15 protein-coding genes and 1 tRNA gene are annotated in these 15,686 nt (G+C 65.5%); 11 read left to right on the top strand and 5 right to left on the bottom strand.

Going from position 1 to position 15,686, the window contains the following annotated elements:
* The first annotated feature begins 177 nt into the window (after nucleotides 1-177).
* From C3B44_RS07655 to C3B44_RS07645, 3 genes are all read left to right on the top strand, one after another.
* Nucleotides 178-810: a TetR/AcrR family transcriptional regulator gene (locus C3B44_RS07655; protein ID WP_108431860.1), complete on the top strand. Its 633-nt coding sequence runs from the start codon at nucleotides 178-180 to the stop codon at nucleotides 808-810.
* A gap of 11 nt (nucleotides 811-821) precedes the next feature.
* On the top strand, nucleotides 822-4,424 hold the full coding sequence (mfd, locus tag C3B44_RS07650; RefSeq protein ID WP_108432610.1) for a transcription-repair coupling factor: 3,603 nt from the start codon (nucleotides 822-824) through the stop codon (nucleotides 4,422-4,424).
* Nucleotides 4,425-4,543: 119 nt separating this feature from the next.
* Nucleotides 4,544-5,731 (top strand): HNH endonuclease signature motif containing protein, encoded by a 1,188-nt coding sequence (locus C3B44_RS07645; RefSeq protein WP_108431859.1) that lies wholly within the window; start codon nucleotides 4,544-4,546, stop codon nucleotides 5,729-5,731.
* Here the strand turns inward: C3B44_RS07645 and nadC are convergent.
* Nucleotides 5,685-6,548: a carboxylating nicotinate-nucleotide diphosphorylase gene (gene nadC / locus C3B44_RS07640; RefSeq protein WP_108431858.1), complete on the bottom strand. Its 864-nt coding sequence runs from the start codon at nucleotides 6,546-6,548 to the stop codon at nucleotides 5,685-5,687. The two genes, C3B44_RS07645 and nadC, sit on opposite strands and share 47 nt — an antisense overlap.
* Nucleotides 6,549-6,579: 31 nt before the next feature.
* Nucleotides 6,580-7,536, bottom strand: coding sequence for a quinolinate synthase NadA (nadA, locus tag C3B44_RS07635; RefSeq protein WP_108431857.1), 957 nt, complete (start codon nucleotides 7,534-7,536; stop codon nucleotides 6,580-6,582).
* 86 nt (nucleotides 7,537-7,622) lie between these two features.
* Here nadA and C3B44_RS07630 point away from each other — a divergent pair, with 86 nt between their 5' ends.
* From C3B44_RS07630 to eno, 3 genes are all read left to right on the top strand, one after another.
* A complete protein-coding gene (locus C3B44_RS07630; RefSeq protein ID WP_108431856.1) occupies nucleotides 7,623-8,234 on the top strand; it encodes a MazG nucleotide pyrophosphohydrolase domain-containing protein in 612 nt (203 codons plus the stop codon).
* Between the two features lie 24 nt (nucleotides 8,235-8,258).
* Nucleotides 8,259-9,044: a lytic transglycosylase domain-containing protein gene (locus tag C3B44_RS07625; RefSeq protein WP_108431855.1), complete on the top strand. Its 786-nt coding sequence runs from the start codon at nucleotides 8,259-8,261 to the stop codon at nucleotides 9,042-9,044.
* A 93-nt stretch (nucleotides 9,045-9,137) separates the two neighbouring features.
* Nucleotides 9,138-10,415: a phosphopyruvate hydratase gene (gene eno, locus C3B44_RS07620; protein ID WP_108431854.1), complete on the top strand. Its 1,278-nt coding sequence runs from the start codon at nucleotides 9,138-9,140 to the stop codon at nucleotides 10,413-10,415.
* 71 nt (nucleotides 10,416-10,486) lie between these two features.
* Here eno and C3B44_RS07615 read toward each other — a convergent pair whose 3' ends face one another.
* Nucleotides 10,487-11,413, bottom strand: coding sequence for a DUF368 domain-containing protein (locus C3B44_RS07615; RefSeq protein WP_108431853.1), 927 nt, complete (start codon nucleotides 11,411-11,413; stop codon nucleotides 10,487-10,489).
* A gap of 89 nt (nucleotides 11,414-11,502) precedes the next feature.
* Here C3B44_RS07615 and C3B44_RS07610 point away from each other — a divergent pair, with 89 nt between their 5' ends.
* The 5 genes from C3B44_RS07610 to C3B44_RS07590 all read left to right on the top strand — a co-directional run bounded on the left by C3B44_RS07610 (nucleotide 11,503) and on the right by C3B44_RS07590 (nucleotide 14,493).
* Nucleotides 11,503-12,006, top strand: coding sequence for an FtsB family cell division protein (locus tag C3B44_RS07610; protein WP_108431852.1), 504 nt, complete (start codon nucleotides 11,503-11,505; stop codon nucleotides 12,004-12,006).
* Nucleotides 12,007-12,011: 5 nt separating this feature from the next.
* Nucleotides 12,012-12,560, top strand: coding sequence for a DUF501 domain-containing protein (locus C3B44_RS07605; protein WP_108432609.1), 549 nt, complete (start codon nucleotides 12,012-12,014; stop codon nucleotides 12,558-12,560).
* 7 nt (nucleotides 12,561-12,567) lie between these two features.
* Nucleotides 12,568-13,491, top strand: coding sequence for a Ppx/GppA phosphatase family protein (locus C3B44_RS07600; RefSeq protein ID WP_108431851.1), 924 nt, complete (start codon nucleotides 12,568-12,570; stop codon nucleotides 13,489-13,491).
* 35 nt (nucleotides 13,492-13,526) lie between these two features.
* A tRNA-Leu gene (locus C3B44_RS07595) sits at nucleotides 13,527-13,600 on the top strand.
* Between the two features lie 92 nt (nucleotides 13,601-13,692).
* The gene (locus C3B44_RS07590; protein WP_108431850.1) at nucleotides 13,693-14,493 is read left to right on the top strand and encodes a Bax inhibitor-1/YccA family protein; all 801 of its coding nucleotides are present in this window, start codon (nucleotides 13,693-13,695) and stop codon (nucleotides 14,491-14,493) included.
* Between the two features lie 97 nt (nucleotides 14,494-14,590).
* On the opposite strand, the gene C3B44_RS07585 is transcribed toward C3B44_RS07590, so the two are convergent.
* A complete protein-coding gene (locus C3B44_RS07585; protein ID WP_108431849.1) occupies nucleotides 14,591-15,067 on the bottom strand; it encodes a hypothetical protein in 477 nt (158 codons plus the stop codon).
* 45 nt (nucleotides 15,068-15,112) lie between these two features.
* A complete protein-coding gene (greA, locus tag C3B44_RS07580) occupies nucleotides 15,113-15,631 on the bottom strand; it encodes a transcription elongation factor GreA (protein WP_108431848.1) in 519 nt (172 codons plus the stop codon).
* Between the last annotated feature and the right edge of the window lie 55 nt (nucleotides 15,632-15,686).

The raw sequence follows: 15,686 nt of genomic DNA, 5'->3' as shown, positions 1-15,686 counted from the left end.
AAATTGATAAACCCCCGCCACCAGCAAAAACACAGGTAGCGGGGTGAAACAAAAAGCTTCCCCACCAGGACTCGAACCTGGAATGACGGTACCAAAAACCGTAGTGTTGCCATTACACCATGGGGAACTGCACCTCGACAGCTTAGCGGATGAAGCTGCAGGGGTAGTGTCTGGGGCATGAGTCGACAGCGAATGACGGGGCGCGAGCGTCGTGAACAACTCATTTCTATCGGACGAGCCTTGTTTGCCGAGCTGGGTATCGCGGGGGTGAGCGTCGAACAGATCGCCTCGCGGGCCGGAGTGTCCAAGCCGGTGGTCTACGAGCACTTCGGCGGCAAGGAAGGGCTGTATGCGGTGGTCGTGGACCGCGAGATGCTGCGCCTGGAGTCGCTGATCACCGACGCGATCAGCGAGGGCCGGTGGCGCGAGCGCATCGAGAAGGCCGCGCTCGCCCTGCTCACCTACGTCGAGGAGGAAACCGATGGCTTCCTCATCCTCGTGCGTGACTCCGCCCAAGGGGAGGCCGATCGTTCCTATGGCACCTTGCTCAACACTGCCGTGGGGCAGGTGTCGCATATTTTGGGTAGGGCGTTCGAGCACCGGGGTTTCGATCCCCAGCTCGCCGTCATCTATGCTCAGGCGCTGGTCGGCATGGTCTCGGTGACCGCGCAGTGGTGGCTCGACGAGCGCGAGCCGGATAAAGAGACGGTGGCTGCGCACATCGTGAACCTGTGTTGGAACGGGCTGTCCGGCATGGAAAATACGCCGAAGATGCGCGACTTCAGTGAGGATGAGGAGGACAACAACTAGTGGCCACCCCGATGCTTTCCGGTCTCGCCGGAGCGATCGCCGAGGATCCGAAGCTCGCCGGGCTGATGAATTCGGCCGGGCACAACCGCCTGCACGTCACCGCGATCCCCCAGGCACGCCCGTGGGCGATGGCGGCTTTAGCCAGCAAGGCGCCGGTGATAGTCGTCACCGCCAACGGTCGGGAGGCCGAAGACCTCCACGCCGAGCTCGCCGCGATCATGGGGCAGAAGGTCGCCTTGTTCCCCGCCTGGGAGACCCTGCCGCATGAGCGTTTGTCGCCGGGGACGGATATCGTCGGCACCCGCGCCCGCGTCCTGCATCACCTGCCGGACTACCAGGTGGTCGTCGCCTCCGCCCGCGCGCTCGCGCAGCCGGTGCTCAAAGAGGCCGCCGGATGCGAGCCGATCGTGCTTGCCGAAGAGCGCGAGTTCGACCTCACCGAGCTGGCCGACGCCCTCACCTTCCGCGCCTACTCGCACGTCGACATGGTCGGCCGCCGCGGCGAGTTCGCCGTGCGCGGCGGCATCCTCGACGTCTTTCCCACCACCGCCGATCACCCCGTCCGCGTCGAGTTCTGGGGCGATGAGATCACCGAAATCCGCCAGTTCTCCGTCGCCGACCAGCGCGCGCACCCCGAGATCACCGTCGACGAGGTCGAGATCTTCCCCGCGCGCGAGTTGCTTATCGACGACGCCGTCGCCACCCGCGCCCGCGAACTCGCGCCCGACCACGCCGGCAACGCGGCGCTGGCCGAACTGCTCAGCAAAATCGGCAACAAGGTGGCCGCCGACGGTATGGAAGCGCTGATCCCGGTGCTCACCGATGCGGAGATGACCACCATCGACCAGCTCATGGACCCGACCACCCATCTGGTTTTCGTCGATCCCGAAAAAGTCCGCCAGCGCATCAGCGACTTAGAAGAAACCGACGCCGAATTTCTCAACGCCGGCTGGGAGGCCGCCGCCATGGGCGCCGAGGGCCCCATCGCCTCCGCCGACCTCGACGTCTCCGCCTCCAGCTACCGCTCCTTCGAGTCGCTCATCGACGCCGCCCGCGGCCCCGTATGGACCTTCGCCGCGCCGGGCATGTTCGCCGCCGACGAGACCGAAACCCTCCCGCTCGACTACGAGCCCGGCCCCACCCCGCGCGGCGATCTGCGCGAGATCGACGCCATGATGGCCACCCTGCGCGCCCACCTCGCCGACGGGGGAGCAGCCGCCTTCATCGCCCCCGCCGAAGCCACCATCAAGCGCATGGCCGAACGCTTCCGCGAGGCCGGTGTCTCCGCGCGCGTGGCCACGCCCGGCTGGCGGCCGTCGATCGGCGAGATCACCCTGTATCAGGCCCTCAGCCACGCGGGCCTGAGCTTTCCGCGGATACGCACCGTCGTCATCACCGAGACCGACCTCACCGGCAACCGCGTCGGCGACATCGCCAGGGCCAAACGCCGGCCCGCCAAGCGGCGCAACAAGGTCGACCCGCTCGCGCTGAAGGCCGGGGATTTCGTCGTGCACGAGACCCACGGCATCGGCAAGTTCGTGAAGATGGCCGAGCGCACCATTCACGCCGGCGACGAGACCTCCCGGCGCGAGTACGTGGTGCTGGAATACGCGCCGTCGAAACGCGGCCAGCCCGCCGACCAGCTGTGGGTGCCGATGGAATCGCTCGACCTGCTCAGCAAATACACCGGCGGCGAATCCCCCACCCTGTCCAAGATGGGCGGCAGCGACTGGAAGAACACCAAACGCAAGGCGCGCGCCGCGGTGCGCGAGATCGCTGGCGAGCTCGTCGACCTCTACGCCAAGCGCCAGTCCGCGCCGGGGCATCAGTTCGGGCCCGATACCCCCTGGCAGCGGGAGATGGAAGATGACTTCCCCTTCGTCGAGACCGAAGACCAGATGACCGCCATCGAGGCCGTCAAACAGGACATGGAATCGACCGTGCCGATGGACCGCGTCATCGTCGGCGACGTCGGCTACGGCAAAACCGAAGTCGCGGTGCGCGCCGCCTTCAAGGCTGTCCAGGACGGCACCCAGGTCGCCGTCCTCGTGCCGACGACCCTGCTCGCCCAGCAGCACTTCAACACCTTCACCGAGCGCATGGACGGCTTCGGGGTCGAGATCCGCGAGCTGTCGCGCTTTAGCACCCCGGCCGAGGCGAAGAAGATCTTCGCCGGGCTTGCCGACGGCAGCATCGACATCGTCATCGGCACCCACCGCCTACTGCAGACCGGAGTGAGCTGGAAGAACCTCGGACTGATCATCGTGGACGAGGAACAGCGCTTCGGCGTCGAGCACAAAGAACACATCAAGGCGCTCAAGGCCGACGTCGACGTGCTCACCATGTCCGCCACCCCGATCCCGCGCACCTTAGAGATGAGCATGTCGGGCATCCGCGAGATGACCACCATGCTCACCCCGCCCGAAGACCGCCACCCCGTGCTCACCTACGTCGGCGCCTACGAGGACAAACAGGTCGCCGCCGCCATCCGCCGCGAGCTGTTGCGCGACGGCCAGGTCTTCTTCATCCACAACAAGGTCGCCGACATCGAATCCCGCGCCCGTGACATCCGCGACCTTGTGCCCGAAGCGCGCGTCGTGGTCGCCCACGGCCAGATGAGCGAGGAGCTGCTCGAGCGCACCGTCCAAGGATTCTGGCACCGCGAATACGACGTCCTGATCTGCACCACCATCGTCGAAACCGGCCTGGATATCGCAAACGCCAACACCCTGATCGTGGAAAACGCCCACCGCATGGGGCTGTCCCAGCTGCACCAGCTCCGCGGGCGCGTCGGCCGCTCGCGCGAGCGTGGCTACGCCTACTTCCTCTACCCCAAGGGCCACACCCTCACCGAGACCTCCTACGACCGGCTTGCCACTATCGCCCAGAACAACGACCTCGGTGCCGGCATGGCCGTCGCCATGAAGGACCTGGAGATGCGCGGCGCCGGCAACGTCCTCGGCGCGCAACAGTCCGGCCACATCGCCGGCGTCGGCTTCGACCTCTACGTCCGGCTGGTGGGGGAGGCCGTCGAAACCTTCAAGGCCATGGCCAAAGGCGAAGTCATGGACGCCACCGACCAAGGCCCGAAGGAAATCCGCATCGACCTTCCCGTCGACGCCCACATCCCCGAAAGCTACATCAACTCCGAGCGCCTGCGCCTCGAGATCTACCGCAAGATCGCCTCCTCCAAGGACGAAGATGATCTCGCGCGCGTGATCGAGGAGATGGTCGACCGCTACGGGCCCGTGCCCGAAGAGGTGCTGCGGCTGATCGCTGTCGCGCGCGTGCGCCACCTCGCGCGGCGCGCGCACGTCGCCGACATCATGGTCCAAGGCACCCGCATCAAGGTTCACCCGGTGGAGCTCACCGACTCGCTGCAGGTGCGCCTCAAGCGCCGCTACCCGGGGGCGAGCTACCGCGCGGCCGCGAAGGCCATCAACCTGCCGTTCCCCAAGGCCGGCCGGGGTGCTGGGCAGCCCAACTTGCGCGACGTCGAACTACTGCAGTGGGTGGCGGACTTTTTGGCGACCATGTTCGACCAAGAGCGTATCGACGTCACCGGCTCCCAAGATGCTGCTAAGCACACAGTGGTCTCGGTGAGCGAGTCTTAGATGCGGGTCTGTGGATAACTAGGTCTGATCGGGCGCTATGCGGACGGTGGGTGGTAGGTTATCCACAGCTTTGCCGCGGGCGGCTGTGAGCGGGTGCGGGTGGTTTTAGGCTTAGGCCCATGAGCCACCTGGATACCTACGCCGAGCTGCAGTTCGCCGGCATCGACCTGCTGGAGGAAGCCGACCGCTACTCCCGCGGCGAGCTGACCGAGCGTGGAATATCCAGCCGCGAGGCCTCCCGGCTTTTGAAGCTTTCCCGCACCTTCTTCAGTAAGGCGCGCCACCCCCGCAAACAGCGCGATGCCGTGGAGGCGGCGCGTCGGCGCCGGCATTCCGTCGACACCTTAGAAGTCATCCGCAACACCGCGCGCGGGGTGCACAAAGGCGCAGAGGTGGGCATGTGGGACCTGATGGTCGAGTTCTGCGACTACGAAGGTAGCTACGACGAGATCAAACGCCGCACCAAGCAACGCGTCCTGGAGATCAACCTGCGGGTGCCTGATCGCGTCGAAAAAGCCCGGTCGCGGCGCACGCTGCACATCTCCGCGACGATCACGGCGTGGGGCACCCGGCGGTTTTCAGGGGAAGCACCGGCCGAGGATCTCGACGGTTTCCTGCCGCTTATCGACGAACGCACCCGCGCCCTCCGCAAAGCCGACAACAAACTCACCTTCGAACAGGCCCACTACGACGCAGTGAAATCCCTCCTCACGGACGGTGAAGACGGTGAGAAACTCGCCCCCGTGGACAAGACCTACACCCCGTTGGTGGTCGTGAGCGCCGAGGACGCCTTCGAGATCATCGAAGGCCGCGGCGACGACGTCCTGCTCGCCGCCACCGACGGCACCCAGATGACCGGCCGCGACCTCATCAACGAGCGCCTGAGCGACTACACCTACTTCGGTTTAGTCGACCCCGTCAACGGGCCGATCAACCTCTACCAAGGCGAGCGCTTCGCGAACTTCAAACAACGCGCCCTCGCCCGCGCCGAAACGATCCTGTGCGCCTGGGACGGCTGCCTCACCCCGGCCGATCGCTGCGAAATCCACCACATCGACGCTGTCTCCCAGGGAGGAGGCACGGACCTGCGCTGGCTCACCCCACTGTGCGGCCACCACAACGGGCGTAACGACGACGACCCCCACGCCCCACCCAAAAACGGCAGGGTCGAGCGGATTAACGGAAAAATCCACTACCGGCCGCCCGACGGGGAACCGGTGAGACACCGAGAACCCGTCGCCCGGATGGGCATGATGGACGTTATTGATCGAAGTCCTCGAAGTCCAAGCCCAGATCCAGAGCCTTAACCGAATGTGTCAGAGCGCCGACCGCCAGGAAATCCACCCCCGTGGCGGCATAGTCGGCTGCCTTGTCTAAAGAAAGCCCGCCGGAGGCCTCCAGGAGGACCTCGGGGGCGTTTCCGGCGCGCCGGCGCACGGCTTCCGCGCACTCGGCGACCGTGAAGTTGTCGAGCAGGATCTCCGCCGGCTTCTGCTCAAGCACAGCATCGAATTGCTCTAGGGTGTCTACTTCTACCTCGCACTGCGCCTCGGGATACCGCGCGCGCACGCGCGCCAAAGCCTCCACCACGCCGCCCGTGGCCGCCACGTGGTTGTCTTTGATCAGCGCCGCATCGCCGAGTCCCATCCGGTGATTGACACCCCCGCCGGCTGCCACGGCGTATTTTTCTACCGCGCGCAGCCCGGGCAGGGTTTTGCGCGTGTCGCGCACGCGCGTATGGGCGCCGGTCCCGCCGATAGCCTCAACCCAGGCCGCCGTCGCGGTGGCGATCCCGCTTAAGTGGGTCAACAGGTTCAAAAGGGTGCGCTCAGCGGTGAGCAGCTCGATGGTCGGAGCGGTGATAGTAGCCACTACCTGCCCGCGGGCCACCTGGTCGCCGTCTGCGCAGTGATAGGTGGTCTCGGCGCCGTCGACAAGCTCAGCCAGCGTCCAGCCGATGATGTCGCGTCCCGCGATCACCCCGTCGCTGCGGGTGGCTACGCTCGCTGTCGACCACGAGCCGGGCTCGACGGTGGCCAGGGAGGTCAGATCCGGGCCGTAGGCTAAGTCTTCCTCGAGGGCGGTCCGGATCAAGGCGCGGGTGGTGTCTTCTTGAAGGCGCATAGAACTCCTGCAGGGTGTGCTCGTTCAGGGTTTATTCGCCGCTGCCGGGGTTGCCGATGGCGATCATCGCTTCCAGCGAGGCGCGGGCGCGCGTGCTGATATCTTCCGGCACCGTCACCTCGTCGCGCCCGTGGGCGAGGGAGTCGCGCAGCTTCTCCAGGGTGATCATCTTCATGTATTTGCAGGAGGCTTCCGGGTTGACCGGCTGGAAGTCGACCTCCGGGGCCGCCTGGCGCAGTTGGTGCAGCATTCCGACTTCGGTGGCCACCAGCACCGAGCCGTGCGGCGAAGCGTGGGCGGCATCTAACATCTTCCCGGTGGAGAGCATCTTGACCCGCTCCGGGGCGACGACGCCTTCCCCGGCGAGATAAAGCGCCGAGTTCGCGCAGCCGCATTCCGGGTGGATGTAGAGGTCAGCGTCGGGGGAGGCGGCGGCGCGCTCGGCGAGTTGGCGTCCGTTGATGCCGGCGTGGACGTGGCATTCGCCGAGCCAGATCCGGATATTGTCGCGCCCGGTTTCGCGGCGCACGTGCGCGCCTAGGAACTGGTCGGGGCAGAAGAGGATTTCGCGGTCGCGCGGCAGCGAGTTCACCACGTCGACTGCGTTGGAGGAGGTGCAGCACACGTCCGTTTCGGCCTTCACGGCGGCGGTGGTGTTGACGTAGGAGACCACGAGGGCGTCGGGGTGTTCGGCTTTCCACTCGCGCAGTTGTTCGGCGGTGATGGAGTCGGCGAGCGAGCAGCCGGCCTCGGCGTCCGGGATGAGGACGGTCTTGTCGGGAGAGAGGATCTTGGAGGATTCCGCCATGAAGTGGACTCCGCAGAAGACGATCGTCTCGGCGTCGGTCTCCGCCGCGATGCGCGACAGGGCGAGAGAGTCTCCGGTGTAGTCGGCGACGTCCTGGACTTCCGGGACCTGGTAGTTGTGCGCGAGGATGACGGCGTTGTGCTCCCGCGCCAGCTCGCGGATTTCCGTGGCAAGTGACATGAAAATGTAGCGTACTCTCCTTGTTCGCAAAATCTGGCGGATCCCGGGCAGTGCCTACCGTTCGGGGGTGCCTAGGATAGCGAACTATGACGATCCTGGTGTTGGACCCCCGTTGGCCCGAGATGATCCCGCGGCGCGCCCTCGGCCGGATTCTTGCCCCGGTGGAATTCGCCCCCGAGGTGCCCATCAGTCTCCGCTGGGATTTCGACGAGCTCATCACCGCCAAGGACCCTTCCGGTACCGGCACCTTCGTCACCATGGATCCGGACGAGCGCGGCGACGGCACGCGCGAGGTCATCCGCGCCACGAGCCTCGACGACCCCGTCGACACCGCCCGCCGCGTCATGCACGCCGCCCGCAGTCTGGGCGAGTGGGAGGCGGCCCAGACCCACGAGAGCCTGCTTCCTTATCTCGAGGAGGAGTCCCGGGAGTTTACCGAGGCCGTGCGCGCGGGCGCGAGCGATGAGGAGCTGAAGAAAGAGTTGGGCGACGTCTTCCTCCAGGTGCTCTTCCACGCGGAGATTGCTTCTCGACGCAGTGCCTTCGACCTCAGCCAGGTCGCGCAGAGTTTTGTGGACAAGATGCGCTCGCGCGCGCCTTATCTCTTCGACGGCACTACTGAGATGGTGGAGAAATCCCGCCAGGACGAGCTGTGGGCGTTAGGCAAGCAGAATGAGCGCACGCGCGCGAGACCTTAACGCGCGCGTGTAGAATCGACCGCCATGAACGAAGGGGCGAAGCGCAGTTTTGGCTGCGGTTGTGGGGCGATTTTGGCGGTCATCGTGGTGATCGCGCTGGTCGGTTGGTCCCTGAGTTTTCTGCCGGGCCCCATCCAGGTGATCCCGAAGGAGCCGATTCCGGACAATGTGCCGCCGGCGGCCGGGGCGGAGGTCCCAGAGATTGATGTGCACGCGCCGGGCCGGACGTCGGATAAGTTGTCGTTTTGGGCGGCGCCGATCGCGGAGTCGACGAAGATCCCGGAGCCGGCGGTGCGCGCCTATGGCAACGCGGAGTTGATCGCGGCCGACGCCTGGCCGCAGTGCAACCTTAAGTGGAACACGCTCGCCGGTTTGGGGTGGGTGGAAACCCGCCACGGTTCTTATACGGGCAACTTCTTCGATGGCGCGAGCATTGATGAGAATGGTTTCGTCACCCCGCCGATCATTGGCATCCCCTTGGATGGTTCCCCGGGGGTGGCGAAGGTCCCGGATACCGATAGAGGCGAGCTCGACGGCGACTCCGAGTTTGACCGTGCCGTCGGCCCGTTGCAGTTCATCCCGGAGTCGTGGCAGCGCTACGGGTTGGATGCGAACGGCGATGGGGAGGCGAATCCGCACCAGATCGACGACGCCGCCTTAGGCGCGGCCCACCACCTGTGCGATAACGGCCGCGACCTGTCTACCCCACAGGGGTGGACCGAGGCGGTGATGTCCTATAACCGTTCGCAGGAGTATCTCGTCGATGTGCGCGACGCGGCGGCGAATTACGCGATTCAACAGCCGGCATAAGGACAGCAAGCATCCCAAAACCACCGCCGGCATTTTCTGGAATAATAGGGGCCGTACCCTCAGGATTGTCTACTGGCACAGGAGGCCCGAGTAGTGGCTGGCATTTTGCACGTTTTCGCACGTGAGATTTTGGATTCCCGCGGTAACCCGACTGTGGAGGCGGAGGTTTTTCTCGACGATGGTGCGCACGGCCGTGCCGCGGTCCCGTCGGGTGCGTCGACCGGTGTGCACGAGGCGCATGAGCTGCGCGACGGCGGCGATCGTTACCTCGGCAAGGGCGTGACCGAGGCCGTCAAGAACATCAACGTCGAGATCGCTGACGAGATCGCTGGCTTGGAGGCCGACGATCAGCGCCTCATCGACCAGGCGCTGATCGCGCTCGATGGCTCGGAGAACAAGTCGCGTCTCGGCGCGAACGCCATCCTGGGTGTCTCGATGGCCGCCGCCCGCGCTGCCGCCGAGTCTGCGGCTCTGCCGCTGTACCGCTACATCGGTGGCCCGAACGCCCACGTTCTGCCGGTGCCGATGATGAACATCCTCAACGGCGGCGCCCACGCCGATTCCGGGGTCGACGTCCAGGAGTTCATGATCGCCCCGATCGGTTTCGAGACCTTCTCCGAGGCCCTGCGCGCCGGCGCTGAGGTCTACCACCAGCTGAAGAAGGTCATCAAGGACAAGGGCCTGTCCACCGGCCTGGGCGATGAGGGTGGTTTCGCCCCGTCGGTCGATTCGACCCGTGCGGCGCTGGATCTCATCGTCGAGGCCACCAAGGGCGCCGGCTTCACCCCCGGCGACGAGATCGCCTTGGCCCTGGACGTCGCCTCGTCGGAGTTCTTCGAGAACGGCACCTACAACTTCGAGGGCGGCCAGCATTCGGCGGCCGAGATGACCAAGGTCTACGAGGAGCTCATCGACGAATACCCGATCGTCTCCATAGAGGATCCGCTCCAGGAGGACGACTGGGACGGCTACGTCACGCTCACCGAGGCCATCGGCGACAAGGTGCAGATCGTGGGCGATGACCTCTTCGTCACGAACCCGAAGCGTCTGCAGGAGGGCATCCAGAAGAAGGCCGCGAACGCCCTGCTGGTGAAGGTCAACCAGATCGGTACCCTGTCTGAGACCTTCGACGCGGTCGATCTGGCGCACCGCAACCAGTTCAAGACGATGATGTCGCACCGCTCCGGCGAGACCGAGGACACCACCGTCGCGGATCTCGCCGTCGCCCTGGGCTGCGGTCAGATCAAGACGGGTGCCCCGGCGCGTTCGGAGCGCGTCGCCAAGTACAACCAGCTGCTGCGCATTGAACAGGAGCTGCAGGAGGCCGCGGTCTACGCTGGTCGCAGCGCCTTCCCGCGCTTCCAGAAGTAACGAAGGACGCGCACCAAAACCACAAACGCCCGCTCCTCCGACACCAGGAGGGCGGGCGTTTGTGGGGTTATTTAAGCAGCAGTGCGGTGGAAACGCCGCTCGGCGAGGATGGTGATGCCGACGATCGCCACGCCGAGTGCAAACCAACCGAGCATGGCGAGCGCTTCGCCGGCCGAGGGCGGGGCGAGGAGCGCGGCGTCGGCATCTTGCCAGGGCCAGAGGGCGCGCAGGGAGCCGAGCATGAGGCCGGCCATGACCACCACCGTGACGGTGCGGTGGTGGGAGAGCAGGTAGCTCATGATGCGGATGAATAGCGCCAGGCCGACTATCGCGCCGAGGGCGAAGACGATCATGACGTCCCACTGGCGCTCGTCGACAGCCCCCATCACCGGGGCATAAAGACCCATGGCGAGCAGCAGGTAGGAGCCGGAGACGCCGGGCAGAATCAAGGCGATCACGGCGATGGAGGCGGCGAAGAAGATCACCGGGTAGGAGGGGTCGGCGACGGTCGAGGAGGTAAACCCGGTCGCGAAGAAGGTGGCCACCGCGGAGATCACGAACGCGACCCACACCCAGGGCTTGGCCTTCAGGTCGGCGGGCTGGGCCATGCTCAACGGCACGTACAGCGACATCGCGACCATGCCGAGGAACAGGGCGCGCGAGGTCTGCTCGTATTCGGTGACGAAGGTGTGCATCACCCCGGCCATGGAGAACACGGCGATAATCATGCCGACGCCGACCGGGATCAGTAGCCACCAGTCCAATCCGCGGGCTTTCTTCCCGGCGGATTCGCCGGAGGTAAACAGCGCCTTGACGGAGCCCATGAGCTGCATGCCGGCGTCGAGTGCGCGTTCGTAGATCCCGACGACGAGGGCGACCGTGCCGCCGGAGATGCCGGGCACGAGTTCGGCGAGACCGATGAGGAAACCGCGCAGGACGTTAGCGACAGATTCCCCGATCTTCCCGGCGGAGGAGGTGTGTTGGTCGGTAGGGGCCACGGTGGTCCTTTCAAGTGACAGGCAAATGTCGTCAAAACAATCATGTTAGGCCCTCAATGGTGAATTCGTGAGTTAGACTCGAGGGTCCTATGGCAGCACGTTTTTCTCAGCGCACCCGGGTGCCGGTGTCGGACCGCAGCTCGGCGACCCGGCGCAGCCGCCCCGCGCGCAAAGCTGGTAAGGCTAAGGGGCGCAGCCTCGACGTCCCTTCGCTCGCGGTCATCGGGGTGGTCGTGTTGCTGATCCTCGGTGCGATCTATGTGCCGCTGAAGAACTATTTCGACGGGCGCACGGAGATCGCGCGCCTGCACGAGTCGATCGCGGCGAAGGAAGCCCAGAAGGAGCAGCTCCAGGACGAGATCGCGCAGTATGACGATGAGGAGTTTGTGCGTCAGGAGGCGCGTCGGCGTCTCGGCGTGATCGAGCCGGGGGAGACGGCCTGGCGGGTCGTCGACCCGCGGATGGATCCGGAAGACCAGGTCACCACCTCGAGCACGGACGCCGAGATCCAGCCCGAGTGGTACGAGGTGCTGTGGGATTCGGTGGCCACACCCCCGTCGCCGGCGGCCGAGATGCACCTGCCGGTACAGTGATCGCCATGACTGTGGCAGATGAGGATCTGGCGATCGTCGAGAAGCAACTCGGCCGAGCCCCGCGCGGCGTGTTGGAGGTCAGCTACCGTACGCCGGATGGGCAGCCGGGCGTCGTCAAGACGGCGCCGAAGCTTCCCGACGGCACCCCGTTTCCCACCCTCTATTACCTCACCGACCCGCGGCTGACGGCCGAGGCGTCGCGGCTGGAGGTCGCGCAGGTGATGAAGTGGATGGAGGCGCGGCTCAAGGACCCGAAGCTTGCCGACGACTACCAGCGCGCCCACGAGCACTACCTGGCGAAGCGCAACGCCATCGCGGATCTCGGCACCGACTTCTCCGGCGGCGGGATGCCGGAGCGGGTAAAGTGCCTGCACGTACTCATCGCCTACGCCCTCGCCGAGGGGCCGGGGCATTTTCGTTTCGGCGATGAGGCTGTCGCGCTGGCCGCTGAGCACGGTGATCTGCGTGGCACTGCTCTGCCCGCCGATTGGCCCACCACCGCTGACCTCGGCATCGAGGTCGCCGCCGACGGCACCGCCCGCGTAAAGGAGTGAACTGATAGTGACCCGTGTCGCCGCTATTGACTGTGGAACGAACTCGCTGCGCCTGCTGATCTCCGACGACGGGCGGCAGATCACCCGTCGCAACGAGATCGTGCGCCTCGGCGCCGGCGTGGATGCGACCGGCCGCATCGACCCGGAGGCGCTCGAGCGCGCCCGCCGAACGCTTAAGGATTATGTCGAGGTCATGGACTTCGAGGATGTCTCGAAGGTGCGTATGGTCGCCACCTCCGCGACCCGCGATGCGGACAACCGCGAGGAGTTCTTCGCGATGACAGAGAAGCTGCTCGGCACGCGCGCGGAGGTGATTACCGGCGAGGAGGAGGCCCGCCTGTCGTTTACCGGCGCGGTGCAGGATCTCGACGCCAGCCGCGAGCCCTTCTGCGTCATCGACTTAGGCGGCGGCTCCACCGAGTTCGTGGTGGGGCGTGCCGACGGCGACATCCTCGGCTCCCACTCCGTCCAGATGGGCTGCGTGCGCCTGACCGAGCGCATCATGCGCGCCGACCCGCCGAGCGAGACCGAGGTGGAGATCGCCGCCGACTACGTGGCGAAGAAGCTGGACGAGGTGCGCACGATTGTGCCCGTCGATAAGGCGGCGACCTTCGTGGGCGTGGCCGGCACCTTCACCACGCTCTCGGCGATGGCGCAGGGACTGGAAAGCTACGATCCGCGCGAGATCCACAACTCCGAGTTGCGTATCGACGCCCTTTGCCTCGTCACCCGCCAGCTCATCGGAGAATCGGCCGCCGCGCGTGCCGCCCACCCAGTGATGCACCCGGGACGCGCGGACGTGATCGCCGGTGGCAGCGTCGTGGTGGAGGGTATCATCGGCATGATCGAGGACCTCGGTACCGCGGAGACGCTGGTCATTTCCGAAAAAGACATCCTCGACGGTATTGTCGCAGGATTAGTGGGCGCCTAGCGTTCTGAGAGATCGGGTCCTCTCGGTCTTTTCAAGCCCCCATAGCCCAACCGGCAGAGGCAGTCGACTTAAAATCGATTCAGTCTGGGTTCGAATCCCAGTGGGGGCACTGCGGGAACAATAGTTGACGTTGGTACGTTGGAAACTTGTAAGACTTCACGCGTACCACCGAAGTTTCAGCTAAACGAAAGGTCAACTTTAGTGCGCAGCAGCAACCCCGTTCTGAATAATCTCCCTGCGGGGGAGTATTCCCAGCAGGGCAACAGCTACGACGCTGACTACGGGCAGGTCCCCGAGCAGTATCGTGAGCCGCAGGCCCAGCAGCCGATGACGATCGATCACGTCGTCACCAACACCGGCATCACGCTGGCGGTCATCATCGCGCTCGCCGCCGTGAACTTCGGCCTCTCCCTGGTCAACCCCGGCCTCGCCATGCTGCTGACCATCGCCGGCGGCATCGGCGGCTTCATCACCGTCTTGGTGCACGCGTTCGGCCAGAAGACCGGCCCGGTGACCACCCTGATCTACGCCGCGTTCGAGGGCCTGTTCGTCGGCGGCATCTCCCTGATCTTCGCGGAGATGGCCAGCGACCTCAGCACCGGCGCCATCATCGGCCAGGCCGTCTTAGGCACGGTCGGCGTCTTCGCCGGCATGCTGTTTGTCTACAAGACTGGCGCCATCCGCGTCACCCCGAAGTTCACCCGCTTCATCACCGCCGCCCTCATCGGCGTCGCGGTGCTGGCGCTCGGTAACCTGCTGGCCGCCATCTTCCTGGGCATGAGCCCGCTTCGCGACGGCGGCATGCTCGCCATCCTCTTCTCCCTCGTGTGCATCGTGTTGGCGGCCCTGAGCTTCCTGCAGGACTTCGACGTCGCCGACAAGCTGATCCGGGCCGGCGCCCCGGCCAAGATGTCCTGGGGCGTGGCCCTGGGCCTGGCGGTCACCCTGGTCTGGCTCTACACCGAGATCCTGCGTCTGCTGAGCTACTTCAACCGCAACTAGGCCGTTGTGCACGGCCGTTCACAACGGCCGCAGATTAAAGCCCCGCTCACCGGTTTTCTTCCGGTGGCGGGGCTTTCTTGGTATTTGTGCCAGGCGCTTAAGCGTCGACCGGGGCGCCGTCGACCAGCACCACCGAGAACACCATCGCGGTGCCGTTGTTGGTCGGCTCGGAGAGTTCGATCTGGGCCTCTTCACCGTCGGGGCCGGTGCCGGTGCCGGTGGCCGACTCCTCGGTCCACTCGTCCCACTGGATGTCGGTGATCTGCTGATCCGGGTTCTGGCAGTCGGCGGACAGCGCGGTCGGCTCAGTCTGCGGGGTGCCGAAGCAGTCGATGACCATGACATCGCCTTCGGCGGCCGGATCGGCGGTGGCCTGGTCCTGATCCTGGGCTTCAGTCTCAGCAGCCGTGGTCTGCTGGCTATCCGCGCTACCGATGGTGTCCTGGTCCTGCTCCGTGGCGGTGTCCACCTTGGTGTCGGAGGGGTTCTCGTTCGGCGGGACGCAGGCGCTGATGGTCAGGCCGGCGGCGGCGATGAGGGCGATGGCGCTGGGGGTGCGTTTCATAGAGCGCATGGGCGATCCTGTCCTTCGTTGAAAGCGGGGCTATTTACACCCAGTCTAGGCGCGCGGGGTGGCGGCCTTCCGGGAGTCGTAGGGGGCGGCGGAGACGACGGTGACCTTGATGGTGTTGCCGTTCGGGGCGGTGTACTCGCGAGTCTCACCCTCCTGGGCGCCGAGCAGGGCGGCGCCGAGCGGGGAGTGCTCGGAGTAGGTCTCTAAGTCCTTGTTGTCCGTGGAGGTGGCGCGGGTACCGATGAGGAAGGTCTCCTTCATGTCCTCGTCACCGTTGTAGTAGACGTGGACGACGGAGCCGACATGAGCGGTGCCTTCCACCACGCCGCTGCGCTCGGTGGTGGAGTTCTGCAGCACCTCGGAGATGTGCTTGATGCGGGCTTCTTCCTGGTCCTGCTGCTCACGGGCGGCGTCGTAGCCCGCGTTCTCCTTAAGATCACCCTCCTCGCGGCGTTCGTTGATTTCGGCGGCGAGCTCCGGGCGGTGGTCGATGAGTTCCTGCAGCTCGGCTTCGAGCTTGGCCTTCATCTCCGGGGTGATGTACTGCTTCTGGGCATCTGCCATAATGGGCGACCCTCCAAATCAATCGACAACCGTCCGCCACGTGAACAGGCCGGTT

Origin of the sequence: Corynebacterium yudongzhengii, assembly GCF_003065405.1 — a bacterium.
GTDB classification, from domain to species: Bacteria; Actinomycetota; Actinomycetes; order Mycobacteriales; family Mycobacteriaceae; genus Corynebacterium; species Corynebacterium yudongzhengii.
Note: the sequence above shows the minus strand (reverse complement) of the source record. Positions and strands in the feature narration are given on the sequence as shown.

Bases quoted from the DNA above. Each gene is read 5' to 3' on its own strand.
- nadA (WP_108431857.1), bottom strand. From the start codon at position 7,536: ATGTCACTTGCCACGGAAATCCGCGAGCTGGCGCGGGAGCACAACGCC.
- C3B44_RS07655 (WP_108431860.1), top strand. From the start codon at position 178: ATGAGTCGACAGCGAATGACGGGGCGCGAGCGTCGTGAACAACTCATT.
- C3B44_RS07645 (WP_108431859.1), top strand. From the start codon at position 4,544: ATGAGCCACCTGGATACCTACGCCGAGCTGCAGTTCGCCGGCATCGAC.
- C3B44_RS07605 (WP_108432609.1), top strand. From the start codon at position 12,012: ATGACTGTGGCAGATGAGGATCTGGCGATCGTCGAGAAGCAACTCGGC.
- C3B44_RS07625 (WP_108431855.1), top strand. From the start codon at position 8,259: ATGAACGAAGGGGCGAAGCGCAGTTTTGGCTGCGGTTGTGGGGCGATT.
- C3B44_RS07630 (WP_108431856.1), top strand. From the start codon at position 7,623: ATGACGATCCTGGTGTTGGACCCCCGTTGGCCCGAGATGATCCCGCGG.
- nadC (WP_108431858.1), bottom strand. From the start codon at position 6,548: ATGCGCCTTCAAGAAGACACCACCCGCGCCTTGATCCGGACCGCCCTC.
- C3B44_RS07610 (WP_108431852.1), top strand. From the start codon at position 11,503: ATGGCAGCACGTTTTTCTCAGCGCACCCGGGTGCCGGTGTCGGACCGC.
- C3B44_RS07585 (WP_108431849.1), bottom strand. From the start codon at position 15,067: ATGCGCTCTATGAAACGCACCCCCAGCGCCATCGCCCTCATCGCCGCC.
- greA (WP_108431848.1), bottom strand. From the start codon at position 15,631: ATGGCAGATGCCCAGAAGCAGTACATCACCCCGGAGATGAAGGCCAAG.
- mfd (WP_108432610.1), top strand. From the start codon at position 822: ATGCTTTCCGGTCTCGCCGGAGCGATCGCCGAGGATCCGAAGCTCGCC.